At 75.6% G+C, this 14840-nt stretch carries 11 protein-coding genes; 9 read left to right on the top strand and 2 right to left on the bottom strand.

What is annotated here, in order from left to right; genetic code table 11:
* Positions 1-188 precede the first annotated feature (188 nt).
* Entirely contained in the window at positions 189-815 is a 627-nt protein-coding gene (locus ACSMXR_RS15445) for an ATP-binding cassette domain-containing protein (RefSeq protein ID WP_218525959.1), read from the bottom strand.
* Between the two features lie 59 nt (positions 816-874).
* Here ACSMXR_RS15445 and ACSMXR_RS15450 point away from each other — a divergent pair, with 59 nt between their 5' ends.
* The 8 genes from ACSMXR_RS15450 (at position 875) to ACSMXR_RS15485 (ending at position 12518) form a co-directional block, all read left to right on the top strand.
* Positions 875-1966: an ABC transporter substrate-binding protein gene (locus ACSMXR_RS15450; protein WP_473172127.1), complete on the top strand. Its 1092-nt coding sequence runs from the start codon at positions 875-877 to the stop codon at positions 1964-1966.
* A complete protein-coding gene (locus ACSMXR_RS15455; RefSeq protein ID WP_473172128.1) occupies positions 1959-2798 on the top strand; it encodes an ABC transporter permease in 840 nt (279 codons plus the stop codon). Before ACSMXR_RS15450 ends, ACSMXR_RS15455 begins: the two co-directional genes overlap by 8 nt.
* Before the next feature lie 117 nt (positions 2799-2915).
* The gene (locus ACSMXR_RS15460; RefSeq protein WP_473172129.1) at positions 2916-4265 is read left to right on the top strand and encodes a hypothetical protein; all 1350 of its coding nucleotides are present in this window, start codon (positions 2916-2918) and stop codon (positions 4263-4265) included.
* A gap of 115 nt (positions 4266-4380) precedes the next feature.
* Positions 4381-6375, top strand: coding sequence for a CoA transferase (locus ACSMXR_RS15465; protein WP_473172130.1), 1995 nt, complete (start codon positions 4381-4383; stop codon positions 6373-6375).
* Positions 6372-9488, top strand: coding sequence for an AMP-binding protein (locus ACSMXR_RS15470; protein ID WP_473172131.1), 3117 nt, complete (start codon positions 6372-6374; stop codon positions 9486-9488). Before ACSMXR_RS15465 ends, ACSMXR_RS15470 begins: the two co-directional genes overlap by 4 nt.
* Positions 9485-10684, top strand: coding sequence for an acyl-CoA dehydrogenase family protein (locus ACSMXR_RS15475; RefSeq protein ID WP_473172132.1), 1200 nt, complete (start codon positions 9485-9487; stop codon positions 10682-10684). The genes ACSMXR_RS15470 and ACSMXR_RS15475 overlap by 4 nt, the downstream gene beginning before the upstream one ends.
* Positions 10681-11742 carry a methyltransferase gene (locus tag ACSMXR_RS15480; protein ID WP_473172133.1) on the top strand — a complete coding sequence of 354 codons (1062 nt, stop codon included), beginning with the start codon at positions 10681-10683 and terminating at the stop codon, positions 11740-11742. Before ACSMXR_RS15475 ends, ACSMXR_RS15480 begins: the two co-directional genes overlap by 4 nt.
* A gap of 233 nt (positions 11743-11975) precedes the next feature.
* Positions 11976-12518, top strand: coding sequence for a flavin reductase family protein (locus ACSMXR_RS15485; protein ID WP_473172134.1), 543 nt, complete (start codon positions 11976-11978; stop codon positions 12516-12518).
* A 27-nt stretch (positions 12519-12545) separates the two neighbouring features.
* Here the strand turns inward: ACSMXR_RS15485 and ACSMXR_RS15490 are convergent, their stop codons facing one another.
* On the bottom strand, positions 12546-13913 hold the full coding sequence (locus tag ACSMXR_RS15490; protein ID WP_473172135.1) for a helix-turn-helix domain-containing protein: 1368 nt from the start codon (positions 13911-13913) through the stop codon (positions 12546-12548).
* A gap of 195 nt (positions 13914-14108) precedes the next feature.
* Between ACSMXR_RS15490 and ACSMXR_RS15495 the strand changes: the two genes are divergently transcribed.
* A complete protein-coding gene (locus ACSMXR_RS15495; protein ID WP_473172136.1) occupies positions 14109-14804 on the top strand; it encodes a DUF4232 domain-containing protein in 696 nt (231 codons plus the stop codon).
* Positions 14805-14840: the final 36 nt, after the last annotated feature.

Genomic DNA, 14840 nt, shown 5'->3' on the forward strand with positions numbered 1-14840 from the left:
CGGACGGCGGGCGGCCGCTCCGGCGCGCGGGGTCCGTGAGGCCCTCAGGGTCCGTGAGGCCCGCGAGGTCCGTGGGGCCCGCAAGGTCCGTGAGGCCCGCAAGGTCCGTGAGGCCCGCAAGGTCCGTGAGGCCCGCAAGGTCCGTGAGGCCCGCAAGGTCCGTGGGGCCCGCGCTCCGCCCGGCGCTCTCACCGCCGGGTCCCGCGCGGCGGCGGGAGCACCCGGACCACCTCGTCCGCGAGCCGCGCGGCCCGGGCCTCCTGGTGGGCGGCGAGCAGCACCGCCGTACCGTCGTGCGCGGTCTCGCGGAGCAGCGCCTCCACCTCGTCGCCCCACGCCTCGTCGAGGTGCGCGAAGGGTTCGTCGGCGATGAGCAGGCGCGGCCGGGGCAGCAGGGCCCGGACGAGCGCGGCGCGGCGGCGCATGCCGCCGGAGACCTCGGCGGGCCGGCGGTCGGCGGCCTCGGCGAGCCCCATCCGCGCCAGCAGCTCGGCCGACCGCGCGCGTTCCCGCGCCGAGGGGCCACGGCCGAGCGCGAAGAGCGCGTTCTCGGACAGGGTGCGCCAGGGCAGCAGCCGCGGGTCCTGGAACTGGACGGTGACCAGGCGTCCGGTGCGCAGCAGTTCGCCGCGGGTGGGCCGCAGGAGCCCGGCGGCGACGTGCAGCCCGGTCGACTTGCCCGCGCCGGACTCCCCGGTCAGGGCGACGACGCCGCCGGGCCGCAGCACGAGGGACAGTCCGGCCAGCCGGGTGCGGCCGTGCCGGCGCACCTCGATGCCTCGCATGGCGAGGACCGGCTTCTCGGGTTCGGCCACGATCTCTCCTCGATCGGCGGTCACTTGACGGGAATCGTTGAATCGGATCCAATCTAACTATGGTTAGCCTAACCTCAGCAAGAGGTCGCCTTCGCCTGCCCGTCGCCGCCTCCCGCACCCGGAGCACCACCCGGGCCCTCGGCGCTCTGGGCGCGCTGCTCACCGTCACCGTCGCGCTCGCCGGCTGCTCTGCCTCCGCCGACGCCACGGGCAAAGCCGATGCCGGCGCCACCGCCGACGCGGCCCCCGCACCCCGCCTGCGCATCGCGGCGGCGGGCAGCCTGGCGCTGTCCGTCCCGCTGACCGGTCTCGCCGAGTCCCCCGAGGTCGCCCGCCTCACCGACGGCGTCGCCACCACGCAGGTCGCCACCCCGGACGCCTTCCGGGCCCTGCTCACCTCGGGCCGCGCCGATGTGGCGACCCTGCCGACGCTGGCCGCCGCCAACCTCGCCAACCGCGGTGTCGGCGTGCGGCTGCTCGGCGTGGTCGACGCGGACCTGGTCAAGGTCATCGGCCCGGCCGGGGCGAAGGGCTGGCCCGCGCTGCGCGGGAAGACGGTCCACGTCCCGTTCAAGGGCGACGCCGCCGACGTGACGTTCCGGGACCTGGCACAGCGGGCCGGGCTCACGCCGGACGAGGACTTCACCGTCCGCTACGCCACCGGCCTCCCGGAACTGGTCGGCGCGGTCGCCTCCGGCAAAGCCCAATTCGCCGTCCTGCCCGAGCACTTCGCCACGGCGGCCCGGCAACAGGCGCCGGGCGGCGTCGAGAAGACCGCCGAGGTGCTCGACCTCCAGGACGAGTGGGAGCGCACGACCGGCGGCGCGATGCTGGCCCAGTCCGCCGTCATCGTCCGGACGGAGTTCGCCACCGCCCATCCGGACCTGGTGAAGGCCCTGCGCACGCACTTCGCCCGCACCGGCGAACGGCTCTCCTCCGGCGAGGCGACCGACGCAGAGCTGACGGCCCTGGCGAAGACCAGCCACGCGCCCGAGCCGCTGGTCTCCGCCCTGCTGCCCGCACTGGACGTCCGCTTCGTCGAACCCGGCCCGGCCCGCGCCGACATCACCGCCCTGCTGGAACGGGCGCTGGAGTCCGCTCCGCGTGCGGTCGGCGGGAAGCTGCCCGGCGACGGGTTCTACGGTGACTGACCTCGTACGGCGGCCCCCGGCACCGGCGGCGGACGACCGGCCGGACCGCCCGGCGGACCGGCCCGGCGCCTTACGGCCGCGGCGCGCCGCGGCGGCCGGGGCGACCGTGGTGCTGCTGACCGGCGCGTGGTGGTGGTCGGCCGACGGACTGCCGGCCGTCGTGCTGCCGTCGCCCGCCGACACGGTCCGCGCCATCGGGGCGCTCGCGGCGGACGGCACGCTCTTCACGGACCTGAGCACGACGCTGACCCGGGTGGTTCTCGGCACGGTGACCGGGGTGCTGCTCGGCGTGGTGATCGGCGCGCTGACCACGCTCTCGCCGGTCGTCTCCGACGCGTTCGCTCCCGTACGGGTGCTGCTGACGGGCATGCCGCCGGTCGTCGTCGTGATGATGCTGATGATCTGGCTCGGCCCCGGCACCGCGACCGTCGTGCTGACGGTCATCACGGTGGTGCTGCCGCAGACGCTGGTCGCCACGCACGACGCGGTACGGGGGGTGGATCCCGAACTCCGCGAGATGAGCCGGAGCTTCGGCGTACCGCTGGCCTGGCGCGTCCGGCACGTGATCCTTCCGGCGGCCGCTCCGCCGGTGGTCGCCGCCACCGCCGTGACGCTCTCGGGCGGACTGCGGCTCGGGCTGATGGCGGAGGTGCTGGCCGCCGACTCGGGCATCGGCGCGTCCGTCGCGACGGCCCGGGGCTATCTGGAGACGGCGACCGTCTTCGCCTGGGCGGTGGTGGCCGTCGCCTTCGCCGCGCTGATCGACCTGCTGGTCCTGCGGCCGGTCCGAAAACGCTCCTCCGCCTGGCTGACCGCCGCGACACCGCACTGAGCCCGACCGGCCACCGCCGCGGCCCACCGCCCCAGCACGGCACCGCGCACCGCCACCACCGCACCAGCCCGAACCCGCCTGTCCCGAACGGCCGTTACCCCTGACCAGGAGACGCCCATGCACCTCCCGGACACCGCGCATCCCCCCTGTCGCCCGACCGACCGCCACCTGCCCGCCGTGGCGCGGTCCGCCGGGCCCCCGGCCCGCGCCGAACCCCTGACCACCGCCGACCGCGAGACCGCGCTGCACGGCCTCCTGGTCCGCACCCGCGCCCTCCACACGGAGAGCACGGAGAGCGGGGACAGATATCCGCTCTACGCCGACCGCGGCCGCTGGACCTGGTCCCGGCGCGGCTCCTGGACCCCCGGATTCTGGTCCGGGCTGCTGGACCTCGCCACCCGTACCGGCGTGCTGCCCGCCGGCACCGCCGAAGCCGCCGCGGCCCGGCTCGCGCCCCGCCTGGTGGACGACACGGTGACCCGCGCCATGACGTTCTGGTACGGGGCGCGGACGGCGGGCACCCTGCGGACCGCCGCCGCCGAACGGCTGCTGGACTCCCGGATGGTCTCGACCCGCCTCGTCCCGGTCGGCTCGGCCTGGGGAGCCGGGGCGCGCGGCCGGGCCACCCTGGAGGTCGACTGCTGGGCCCCGTTGATCCGGCTGCTCTGCCGGACCGGGAGCGGCGCGCTGCCGGAGGGCCGGGACACCGCGGCGGCCCTGGCCCGGCACGCGCTGAGCAGCGCCCTCACGGAACGGCCCGACGGCCGGATCGCCGTCTTCGGCCGGCTGCGGGCGGACCGGTCGGGCGCGCTCCTCCCGGACGCCCCGCCCACGCACGGCGACCGGGCGTTCGCCTGGGCCCTGCTGGGGCTGGCCGAGGCCGCCGCGCACCTCCCCCCGGCCGGGGAGACCGGCCTGCTCGCCCGGCACTGCGCCGAAGCGGCCCTGCGCATGTCCAGGCAATGGCCGGACCCGGCCGACACCGACACCGGCACCGGCCTCGGCACCAGCACCAGCACCAGCACCAGCACCAGCACCGACATCACGACCGGCCCCGGCACCCGGCCCACCGCCACCGTCACCCGGACCACCGGCCCCCACACCACCACCGGCACCGGCCCCGGCCCCGGCCCAAGCGCCCCGCCCCCCGACACCTCCGCCGACGCGATCGTCGCCGTGGCCCGGCTGAAGCTCGCCGCGCTCGGGCACCCCGGCTGCCTCGACGCGGCGGACGGCACGCTCGCCCGTCTCGTCCGGCACCACGTCACCCCCGCCACCGGGCCCACCGCCCCCGGCCTGCCCACCGGCGGGGCGGCGTTCACCGGCACCCGGTACCGCATCCGCCCCGGCCCCGGGCCCGGATCCGGCCGCGCGCGAACCGCGTCCGTGGAATCGGTCTGGGGGACCTTCTTCCTCGCGCACGCCCTGGCCGTCCGGCTGGGCGTGCTGCCCGCGGCCGAACTCTGACGCCCCGCGCCGCCCTCACCCCGCCGGCTCACGCCCCGCACGGCACCGCACACCCCGGCACCGCACACCCGGCACTCCACCGACACCGAACGCTTCCGACCACCCGGAGGATCCCTTGAGTTCCGCACCACCCCTCACCCCGCTCACCACCGGCGACGCCCTGCCCCTGGACGGACGCCTGGTCCATCTGCCGCCGTCCCCGCCCGCCGGACTGGCCACGGCGACCGACGTCGTACGGGACCACCTCACCCGGCTCGGAGCCCGGTTCGGGCCCGGCGGGCCCGCGTCCGCCGCCCCGTACGCCCCGACCGGCCCGGAAGCCCTCATCGGCCTCAGCGGACCGCATCCCGGCCAGAGCGCCGAACTGACCCTGCGCGGCTGGCCGGTGGGCGACCCGACGCCCTTCGACGAGACGGCCGCCCAGGCGGCCTGCGGGCTCATGGCGATCCACGGCCGGGCCACCGGCGGCCCTCGCCCGCTCGGCCTCGACTACCTCGGCACCGTCGCCGGGGTCGCCGCCACCCAGGCCCTCCTGGCGACCGCGCTCGCCGGTCTGCGCGGCGTCCCGGTCCACCGGGCCCACGTGAGCGTCGCCGAGGCGGCCGTGTTCTCGCTCGGCCAGTACGCGGCCGCCGCGACGGCGGAGGAGGAGCCCGAGCACGTTCCCACCCCGCCCTACCGCCGCACCGCACGGCCGCCGTTCGTCTCGGCGGACGGGGTCCGCTTCGAGGTCGAGGCGCTGGACGTCGGTCCCTGGCGCGACTTCTGGAAGGAGCTCGGGGTCCCCGCGAAGGACATCGCGACCAGCTGGCGGCACTTCGTGGGCCGGTACGCACGGGCCGCCGCCCCGCTGATCACGACGCTCGCCCAGTGCGCCGCCCGGCACCGGTACGCCACCCTGTGCCTGGTCGCCGAGCGGACCGGGATGAGCATCTGCTCGCTGCGGACACTCGCCGACCGGCGGGCCGACCACGACGTCAGGTACGACGACGACCCGTGGGAGCTGCGCGAACTCGCCCAGGACCCGCTCACCGGGGACCGGCCGCCCTACGCGGGCGGGGGCGACGGCTTCGTCCCCCGGGCGCTCCCCGGCGCACCCCGGCTCCCGCTCGCCGGGATCCGCGTCGTCGAGTCCACCCGGCGCATCCAGGGGCCGCTGGCCACCCGCCTGCTCCAGGCCCTCGGGGCGCACATCATCCGGATCGAGCCGCCGGGCGGCGATCCGCTGCGCGGGGTGCCGCCGATCGCCGGTGACATGTCGGCCCGGTTCGCCGTGCTCAACGCGGGCAAGGAGGTCCGCGAGATCGACATCCGTACGGCGGCGGGCCGCCGGGCCGTCGCGGAGACGGTGGCCGACGCGGACGTCTTCCTGCACAACTGGGCCCCGGGCAAGGCCGCCCAGCTCCGGCTGGACGACGAGGACCTGGCCCGGGTCAACCCCCGGCTCGTCTACGCCTGGGCGTCCGCCTGGGACCGCGTACCCGGCGGGTCACGCCCGCTGGGCACGGACTTCATGGTGCAGGCCTGGTCCGGCGTGGCCGACCGCGTCCGCACCCCGGAGGACACCCCGGCCCCGTCCCTGGTGACGCTGCTCGACGTGCTCGGCGGGCACATCGCGGCCGAGGGCATCCTCGCGGCGCTGCTGGCCCGCGAGTCCGGCGCGACGGCGGGGCGGCTGCGCGTCGACTCCTCGCTGCTCGGAGCCTCCCGGGTGCTGCTGCGGCCCCTGCTGCGCGGCGTGGGCAGGGGGCCCGCGGGCCCGCCCGCCACCGCCGCGACCGGCTTCGTCGCGCCGACCTCCGACGGCCTGATCGCGGTCGGCGGTACGGGCCGGAGCGCGGAACACGCCCTGGCGACCGGCACGACCGGCGTAACTGGCGCGACCGGTACGACCGGTCGGCGTCCGGCGACCGCCCCGCAGTCCGGCGACCCCGCACCCGATCTCTCCTCGGCCCCCTCCGCCACCTGGCTGAAGCGGTTCCACGAGGCGGGCGTGCCCGCCCGCGAGGTGGTCACCGACATCGCCTCGCTGCCCGAAGACCCCGCCTTCTCCGCCCTGTTCACCCACCACGGATGTGCCCTTCCCACACCCCCCTGGAGGTTCTCGTGAGCGCCGCGACCCGCTACCCCGACCACGTACCGGCCGCCCTGCGCGCCGAGTGGACCGAACGCGGTCTGTATCCGGGCGTGCCCGGTTTCGAGCTGTTCCGGCGGCAGGCCGGGCACCAGCCGGACGCCGTGGCCGTGTTCGACGAGAGCGGGGAGACGACGTACGCCGCCCTCCTCGACGCGTCCCGGCGGATCGCCGCGGGGCTCCGCCGCCTCGGCGTGGGCCCGGGCGAGACGGTCGCCTGCCAACTGCCCAACTCCTGGCAGGCGGTGGCGGTCGACCTCGCGCTGGCGGCGCTCGGCGCGGTGTCGCTGCCGTTCCCGGTCGGCCGGGGCGACCGGGACGTCCGCGCGCTGATCTCCCGCTCCGGAGCCACGACGCTGATCGTCCCCGCCCGCTACCGCGAGGTGGACCTCGTCGCGCTGGTCGCGGGCATCGCGCCCGAACTGCCCTCCCTGGAGCGGCTGGTGGTGCTGGACGAGCAGCCCGCCGCACCCGGCTCGCGGCACCTCGACGCCCCGGCCCCCGAACGGCCCGGCGTGACCGCCACCTTCGCCGCCCTCCTGGCCGAAGAGCCGCTGACCGACGCCGAGTTGCCAGAGGTTCCGGCGACCGCCATCGCCCGGCTGCTGGTCTCCTCCGGCACCGAGTCGGACCCGAAGATCGTGGCGTACTCCCACGACGCCCTGATCGGCGGCCGGGGCCGGTTCCTCGCCCGCCTCCAGGTGGACGGCCGCCCCATGCGGGCGATGTACATGATGCCGCTCGGCTCCTCCTTCGCCTCCGGGGCGACCCTGTGCGTACTGGCCCTGCTCGGCGGCTCCCTGGTCCTGCGGCGCGGCTTCGAGGCCGGGGACGCCCTGGAGGCGATCGGCCGATGTCGCCCCACCCATCTGCTCGGGGTGCCCACCATGTACCAGCACCTGGTGGGGCACTCCTCGATCGACTCGACGGACACCTCGTCCGTGGAGTGCGTCATCACCGGCGGCGCGCTCATCGACCCGGCGACGGCGGAACGCTGCACCCGCCTGCTGGGCCGCACGATGGTCAGCCTCTACGGCTCGGCGGACGGCGTGAACTGCCATACCGCCGTGGACGATCCGCCGCACATAGCCCAGCTGTCGGTCGGCCGCCCCGACCCGGACGTGTGCGCGATCCGGATCCTGGACGAGAGCGGCGCGGAGTGCCCGCAGGGGGCCGTGGGCGAGGTGACCGCGCTCGGCCCGATGTCCCCGCACTGCTACGTCAACGCCCCCGAGCTCAACGAGCGTTACCGGCTGCCCGGCGGCTGGGTCAGGACGGGCGACCGGGGCTGGATCGACGAGGACGGACGGCTCTGCCTGGCGGGCCGGGCCAAGGACGTCATCATCCGGGGCGGCGGCAACATCAGCCCCGCCGAGCTGGAGACCGTGTCCACCGGCCACCCCGGCGTCCTGGGCATCGCCTGCGTGCCCGTCCCGGACGGTGAGCTGGGCCAGCGGGTCTGCGCCTGCCTGGTCCCCGACCGGGCCGACGCGCCGACCCTCGCCTCCCTCGTCACGTTCCTCCGCGAGGAGGGCATGGAGCCCCGCAAACTCCCCGAGTACCTGCTCGTCCTGGACCGCCTCCCGCTGGGCGCGGCGGGCAAGGTCGACAAGAAGGCGCTGGCCGCCCTGGCCGAGGAGCAGTTCGCGGAGCTGTCCCGCACCGGCCGCCGCAACGGGGTGGTCCCCGGCTGCGAACGCGACCTGCGCGGCACCGCCGCCGCCCTGCCCCGCCCGCGCCGTACGGGGACGGGCCGGGCCGATCCGACGGCTCTGGCCCACGCCGTACGGGAATTCGTCGAGCAGGAGATCCTGCCCGCCGAGCACCTCCTGCGGGCCGACACCCACGGAAAGACGGTGCGCGCCCTGCGCGAACGGGCCCGGGACGCCGGGCTGTGGGGCCTCGGTTTCCCGCGTGACCTCGGCGGGGCCGGTCTCTCGCTGGCCGGATATCTGCTGATCGCCGAGCAGGAGGGGCGCTCCGAGTTCGGCCCGCCGGTCCTGGGCGGCGACGCCATCGTCGACGTACGGATGCTGCACACCCACGCCAAGGGCCGGCTGCGCGAGCGGTATCTCGAACCGCTCGTCCGGGGCGACCTGCTGGCCAGCTTCGGGATGACGGAGCCGGGCTCGGCGGGCTCCCATCCCCGGGCGCTGCGTACCGCCGCCGTCGCCGACGGGCCCGACTGGGTGCTGAACGGCCGCAAGTGGTTCGTGTCCAACGCGGGCCGCTCCGACGTCACCCTCGTCGTCGCCCGCACCACCACGGGCGGCGAAGGAGCCACAGGCGGTGAAGGAGCCACGGGCGGTGAGGGCGCACCGCCCTCCTTCTCGGTCTTCCTGGTCCCCACCGAGGCCCCCGGCTTCGTCCGCGTCCGGCCGCTCCCGGTGCTCGGGCAGCACGCCGGCCAGTGGGAGATCGCCTTCGAGGACCTGCGGCTGCCGGGCCACCACCTGCTGGGCGAACCGGGCGCGGGCATGGAGGTCGCGTCCGAACGCCTCGGCATCGGGCGCACGCTGCGATCCATGCACTGGCTCGGCACCGCACAGCGCGCGTTCGACCTGATGTGCCGCAGGCTGCGCGAACGGGAGGTGCACGGCGGCCTGCTGGGCGACCAGCAGCTGATGCGGGAGCACGCGTTCACCGCCTACAGCTCGATCACCGCCGCCCGCGAACTGGTCCTGGGCGCGGCCCACGCCCTCGACCGGGGCGGCGACGCCCGGGTCGCCGTCTCGGCGGCCAAGGTGACCGCGTCCCGGGTGGCCGTGGACGTGGTCGACCGGGCGGTCCAGGTGTTCGGCGCGGAGGGGCTCGGCGACGACCAGCCGCTGTCCGCGATGGCCCGGCGGCTGCGGGCCACCCGGATCCTCGACGGCCCCGACGAGGTGCACATCACCAGCGCGGCGGGCCGGCTGCTGCGGACGTACGCGACATCGGCCACGTTCGACTTCTCCCGCCCCCCGGCGACCGCGGCCGCCGCACCGCTGTCCGCCCGGACGGCCACCTCCACCGCCGATCCGGCCGATTCGGCCGCTCCGGCCGCTCCGGCCGCTCCGGCCGCTCCCCTGACCGAAGCAGGTATCGCATGACCACCACCACCGCACCACCCCCGTCCGCACCGGCCGGCGGTCCGCGACCGCCGCTCACCCACGAGGAGGCCGTCGCCGCCGCCCGTGCGCTCGCCCCGCGCCTGCGCGACCACGCGCCGGAGGCCGACCGGCTGCGCACCCTGCCGGAAGCCGCCGTACGGCTCCTCGACGAGGCCCGCCTCTTCGACGTCCTGACACCGCGCGTCTGGGGCGGCAGCGGGCTCGGCTTCGACACCGCGCTCCTGGTCACCGAGGAGCTGTCGCGCGGCTGCGCCTCGGCGGGCTGGGTCCGCGCGGTGATGGGCGGCAACACCTGGGCCGTCGCGCAGATGTCCGTCCAGGCCCGCCAGGAGGTCTTCTCCGCGCCCTCCACCCGTATCGCCCTGCAACTGCGGCTCGACGGGCCGCCCGCCGAACGGGTCGCGGACGGCTATCTGTTGCCTCCGGTGCGGGGCCGGTTCTGCTCCGGCGTCGACCACGCCGAGTGGATCTTCGCCGGGGTGAGCGCCCCGCGTACGGCCGGAGCCGAGCCGGAACCGCACGTCGTGCTCCTGCCGCAGCGCCGGACCGAGGCCGTCGACGACTGGCACACGGCAGGGCTGCGCGGCACGGGCAGCCGTTCCTTCACGACGCCCGAACTCCTCGTCCCGGAACACCGCGTGCTGCCCCTGAGCGCCCTCGACCCGCTCAACGCCTCGCCCCACGGCCGCCCGGATACCGCCCCGTACCGGATGGCGTTCACCGCCGTCGGCACGGTGGCCCTGGCGGGCGTCCTGCTCGGCACGGCGCGGGCGGCCCTGGACACCTACGCGGAGCGCGGCGGGACCGGCGGACCGGCGCTCGACGTGCCCGCGCTCACCGCAGCCGTCGACGCCGCACGCGCCCTGCTCCTGGCCGATCTGACGGCCCTCGCCAATTCGTCCACCCCCGGCGGCAGTCCGGAGGAGCGGGCCCGCACCCGCCGGGACATCGCCTTCGCCGGTACGCGCTGCCGCCAGGTCGTCAACGCGGTGTACGAGGCGTCCGGTTCGGGCGCGATCTACGACACCGCGCCCGTCCAGCGCATCTGGCGGGACGCCAACGCCGCCGCCCAGCACCCCACGTTCGACCTCCGCCGCTGGGGCCCGCCCCACACGGCGGCCCTGTCCGCCGCCGCCTCCACCACCTCCACCACTCCCCGGGAGACCTCCGCATGAGCAGCACCACCGCCCCCGCCGCATCGCCGCTCGACACGATGGCGGACATCGTCACGCCGTACGCCGTCCGCATCGCCGCGACCCTCCGCGTCGCGGACCGCATAGCCGACGGCCACACCACCCCCGACGACCTCGCCCGCGCCACCGGCCTGCGGGTCCGCCCGCTGTGCGCCCTGCTCGACTACCTCGCCTGCCGGGGCGTCTTCACCCGTACGGAGAACGGGAGTTACGCGCTCAACGCCGAGGCGGAGCGGCTGCGCGACGGCCACCCCGAAGGGCTGCGCTTCCGCCTCGACCTGAACGAGATCGCCTCCCACGTGGAAACCGCCCACCTGTCCTACCTCGCCTTCGCCCGCGAGGGCGCCGACGCCGGGTCGGCCTACGCCGCCCACTACGGCGACACGCTGTGGGCGGCCCTGGAGAAGGACCCGCACCTCGCCGCCTCCTGGGACCTGTTCATGAGCCGCGTCACCCACGCGGCCACCGATCAGGTCGTCGAGCAGGTCGACTGGTCCGGTTTCCGGCACCTCGTCGACGTCGGCGGCGGCAGCGCCACCCTCAGCACGGCGCTGCTCGCCGCACACCCCCACCTCTCGGCGACCGTCGTCGAGGTGGCCCCCGCCTCGGAGGCCGCCCGGAAGGCGCTGGCCGAGGCCGGTCTCAGCGCGCCACGGGCCGTGGTCGAGGAGCAGAGCTTCTTCGACGCGCTCCCCACGGCAGGCGACGTGTACCTCCTCTGCCAGGTCCTGCACGACTGGGACGACGCCCAGGCCGTACGCATCCTGAGCCGCTGCGCCGAGGCGGCCGGACCGGGCGGCCGCGTCCGGCTCATCGAGCGGCTTCCGCACCTGGACGCGACGGGCCGGGAGGCGACCTGGATGGATCTGCGGATGCTGATGCTGTTCGGCGGGGGCGAGCGGACGGCGGAGCAGTACCGCGAGCTGATCGGCCGGGCGGGCATGTCGCTGCACGGCACGGCCACGGTCGGGTCGGGAGCGATCGGCGGGGACATGGTGCTCTTCGAGTGCACGGTGAACGCCCCGGCGACCACGGCCTGACCCGAGCCCCCTTTCCCCACCGTCCTTCACCCACCCCTCAGACCGGGGAGCGCGCCCGTTGCCACGGACTGCGGCCGCGCTCTCCCTGACGGAGCCGCCCGCCGCCACGGAAGGCGGGCGCTCCGCCCCGGGGGCCGCCGCCACCATCCCGCGCGGCCGGCCCCGCCGTCCCGGGGGCCGGCCGTTGCCACGGACTGCGGCCGGCCCCCCAACCACGCGCTGCGAGGCCCTTCATGCCCCATCCCCCGCCCCCGACCACCACCAAGACCGAGACCACGGCCGTCGCGGAAGGCCCGGCCGCCGCCGACCTCCTGCGCCGCACCCTGCGCGGCCACGCGGCGGGCGTCACCGTGATCACCGTGCCGGGACCGGCGGGCTTCACGGCCTCGTCGTTCACCTCGGTGTCGCTGGAACCCGCACTGGTCTCGTTCTACCTCGACGCCCGGACCTCCGCCGCGCCCGCCGTCCTGCGCGCCGGCCACTTCGCGGTCCACCTCCTCGGCACCCCGCACACCGACCTGGCCCGCACATTCGCCCGCTGGACCCCCGACCGGTTCGACGCCCCGGGCTGGACCCGCCACCGCCTGGGCCCCCCGCTGTTCCCCTCGGCGGCCGGCTGGCTGGTGGCCCGGGTCGAACTGCGGCAGCGCATCGGGGACCACTGGCTGATCGTGGGCGAACTGGCGGACGCGGCCCCGCCCGACCCCTCGGCGTCCACCCCGCTGGTCCACTGCAACGGCTCCTTCGCCGGAGCCACCCCGATCCCCCCGGAGTGAGGGGCCTTCCGCCAGGAGCACCTCACATCAAGGCTGACCGGCGGGCTCCCAGCCGTAACCGGGACCGCCGTACACATACTCCGGCCGCCCCTTCATCCCGCTCAGCCGGAACGGCTTCCCGTGGTCGTCGATCCGTAGCGTCCCCTCGTTCCCGCCGCTGCTCCACTCCAGCTCCAGGAACCAGGTGACGTCGTAATTCACGGCCTCCATATCGAGGTTGAAGACCTCCACGTCCTCGGACGTCACCTTGTACGGGAAGTCCACGGCCGGCACCTCGACGTCCCCCTGCGTCCCCGGCACCGGCCGGAGGGTGGGGTGCCCGGCGTCGAGGTGGGCCGCGAAGGTCTGCGGCGTGATCCCGCTGCCGCAGCCGTTGCCCATCTTGTACGCCGACCAGGGCAGCGGAGCGTTACGGGAGAGCACGCGGACGTTCATGCCCTTCAGGACGACCGCCTCGCGCGAGGTGCCCTGCACGGTGAGCTGGAGCAGCGCGTTCCCCGCCTCGACCCCGCCGTACGACTCCGCCCAGCCGCGCCGGTCCTGCGGTGCGGGCGGCGGATCGAGCTTGTCGGGGCCCTGGTTGACCAGATAGTGCTGACCGCAGGGTTCTTCCCAGTTGTACGAGCTGATGGTGACGGTCGGCGGAGCCCCGAGGCCCGTACCGCCGCCGCCCCCGCTCTGGGACTGACCGGGCCCGGAGCCGCCACCCGCCGGGGGCTTTCCGGACGGCGGCCCGGACGCGGACCCGGATGCGCTCGCCGAAGAACCCGACGGGCTCGGGCTCGCGGAGGGCCGGGGCGTACCGGAGGCGGAGCCGTCCGGGGCCGCCGCGAGGTCCCCGCCCGCGTCCTCCACCCGGTCCGCGACGCTCCCGCCGCCCTCCTTCCCCGACCCGACGAGATCCACGGCGACGACGGTGCCGGGCACGAGGAGCGCGGCGACCCCGGCGGCGGCGATGAGCACCCGCGTACGCCGGGAGAGCCGGGACCACCGGGAGCCGGGGCCCGGCCGGTCGCCACCGCCGACACGGCCTGACGTGACGGACAGCTCGGGTTCCCCGGATACCGGGGGCGGCTCACTCGCCTCTCCCCCACCGGGAACGGCGTCAGGCACGACAACAGGTTCGGCGGCCCCCGCCGGAGGCCGTCGCCGGGCCGCGTCCGCCACGATCCACCGCCGGTGCACCTCCACCAGCTCGTCGCCGCTCGCCCCGCACAGCCGCGCGAACCGCTCGATCGGCGCGTACTCGTTCGGCACGGCGTCCCCGTTGCAGTACCGATGGAGGGTCGACGTACTGACGTGCAGTCTCCCGGCCAGAACCCCGTAGCTACGCCCCGAACGGTCCTTCAGTTCCTTCAGCAGGGCCGCGAAATGCTCGGCCTCAGGCGTCGCCACGACGGCGTTCCCCTTCCTCGTGCGTCCCGGAACGGCGTTCCAGGGACGCGGAATTCCCGCAGGTCACCGTACGCGTAGACGTTCCAGCATCCCCAATGGTTCTGCGGGCGTTGCGGCCGGAATCCGCCACCCCGCAAGCTCGGACCAGACCACAGCAGCACCGCTGATCAACCGAGTACGGGGAGTACCACCGACATGCGCATCAACCGCATCCGCACCACCGCCGTCGCCGTCACCGCCCTCGCGGCCGCCCTCTCGCTCACCGCCTGCGGCGGCGAGGACAAGGCCATGGGCACCAAGCCGGCCGGCGCCGCCGAGACGGCGGCCCCCGCGGCGTCGAGCACCGACGGCGGGGCACAGCAGGACACGCCGGAGGCCGGCGCACCCGAGACGCAGACCGTGCCCGCCGGGGGCAAGCACGCCGGGGGCAACGGCAAGAAGCCGGAGACCGTGCCGAACGCGGAGGCGGCGGCCTCGATCCCGACGTGCACGCCCAAGAACTCCACGGTCAAGGTCTCCAAGGTGAGCCGCCCGATCAACCACCTGCTGCTCACGGTGACCAACACCGGCTCCAAGGACTGCGCCGCATACCACGCGCCGTTCCTCCGCTTCGACGACGCGCAGGCCGTCTACCCGATCCTCGACGACAGCAAGCCGCAGGCCGTCGTCGTGCTCTCTCCGGGCGAGAAGGCGTACGCGGGCATCGGCCTGCTCGGGCAGCCCGGCGAGGGCGAGCCGGTCAGGAGCGACAACCTCGGCGTGATCATGGTCGACAAGAACAACAAGTCCAAGGGCGAGGCCACGCTGAAGCTCCCGGCGGAGACCTACACGGACAGCCTGGGCTTCGTCACCTACTGGCAGTCGGACATGGAGACCGCACTGACGTTCTGAGCCGACGGAGCAGCCCGGGCCAGGGCCTGACGTGCC

The sequence above is a fragment of the Streptomyces sp. DSM 106670 genome (assembly GCF_055792845.1).